Source organism: Amycolatopsis iheyensis, from assembly GCF_024703995.1.
GTDB lineage: Bacteria > Actinomycetota > Actinomycetes > Mycobacteriales > Pseudonocardiaceae > Amycolatopsis > Amycolatopsis iheyensis.
The window spans coordinates 1-1,462 of record NZ_JAMXQV010000071.1 but is presented as its reverse complement, the minus strand read 5'-3'; the positions used below and the strand labels follow the sequence as shown (position 1 = coordinate 1,462).

Below are 1,462 nucleotides of genomic sequence, written 5' to 3'. Positions count from 1 at the left end.
AGGAGTTTCAATGATCGTGTCAAGCGCCAGCTGCGGCTGTGACCGGTGGTGAGGGATGGAACTCACGGCCGTCGCGCAGCAGTGCCCAGATGACGTCGACCAGGCGGCGGGCCAGGGCGATCAACGCCTGGGTGTGCCGTTTCCCCTCACCTCGTTTGCGCAGGTAGAAAGCCCGGGAGGGACCGTCGGGGCGTTTGATCGCCGACAACGCGGCCAGGTAGAACACCCGGCGCAACCCACGGTGGTAGCGGGTCGGGCGGTGCAGGTTGCCCCGCACCCGCCCGGAATCACGCGGCACCGGCGCCAACCCGGCATAGGCCGCCAGATGCGCCGAACTGCGGAACGCGGCTTGCAGGTCACCGCCAGTCCCGGCCAGCAGCTGAGCCCCCAGGACCGGACCGAACCCGTCGAGGCTGGTGATATGCCCGGCATCGGGATGCTCGGCGAACCTCTGACCAAGCTGCTTACCCAGATCCTTGATCTCCCGGTCCAACTCCAGAAGCTGCCGCGCCAGCCGGGCGATCAGCGGCGCAGTCACCGATTCTCCTGCCAGGGCAACGGTTTGCGCATCCGCAGCCGCCAGGGCTTTGTCCACCATGGACGGGATGCCCTTGGCCCAGGCACCGTGTTCGGCCAGGTAGGCCGACAGACCGGCTGCCCCGGCCGCGCGGATGCCGTCGGGGGTCTGGAAGCCGGTGAGCAGCACCAGCGCCGAGCGGGTGGAGTAGTCGAACTCCCGCTCCAGCGCGGGAAAGATACTCGCCAGCAGTTCACGGATCCGGTTGACCCCGCGGACCCAGTCGGCCATCAAGTCTTCCCGCCGCGCGGTGAGTATCTGCAGGTCGGTCACGACCGTATCGGGGCTGGTGATCGGGGTGAGATCGCCGCGCAGGCGGGCAGTTTCGGCGATGGTGCGGGCGTCTTTGGCGTCGGTTTTGCCTTCACCGGCGAACGCGCCGGCCATCCGGTTGACCAGTCGGCCTGGGACGTAGACCACGGGCTGCCCGGTAGCCAGCAGCAGGGTAATCAGCAGGCTCGCCGCGCCGGAGGTCATGTCGACCGCCCACACCACCTCGGACGCTTTCGCGGTGGTCCGGGTGATCAGCTGTTCGATCGGGGCTTGTCCGTTGGCGACCTTCCGGGAGAACACGATCTTCCCGGCCTCGTCGACCGCGCACGCGTGATGGAAGCCTTTGCCGACGTCGATGCCTACCCACATCTTGCCCACGGCCATCCGGCCGGTCCTCCTGTCTTCCCGGATCAACCCCGTGGACGACCCGCCTGCATCTCCATAAACAGCGACCGAGCGCAGATTTCAATCAGCGGCCAGGGCGTCCAGAACGACAGGGCGGCCACTCCTCGTAAGCCACCTGACGGGGCAGAAAACCATCAGCCACACCCCATCGCCCTGGGCATCCAGAACATCCCGTCCTGAACACCAACAATCTTATGGAGAACCATG

The 1,462-nt window shown here is 66.7% G+C and carries 1 protein-coding gene; it reads right to left on the bottom strand.

Annotated elements, in window-relative coordinates; all coding sequences use genetic code 11:
- Positions 1-19: 19 nt before the first annotated feature.
- Entirely contained in the window at positions 20-1,234 is a 1,215-nt protein-coding gene (locus tag M8542_RS49760; protein ID WP_257927449.1) for an IS110 family RNA-guided transposase, read from the bottom strand.
- Positions 1,235-1,462: the final 228 nt, after the last annotated feature.

Coding starts and splice junctions, on each gene's coding strand:
- M8542_RS49760 (WP_257927449.1), bottom strand. CDS start 1,234: ATGGCCGTGGGCAAGATGTGGGTAGGCATCGACGTCGGCAAAGGCTTC.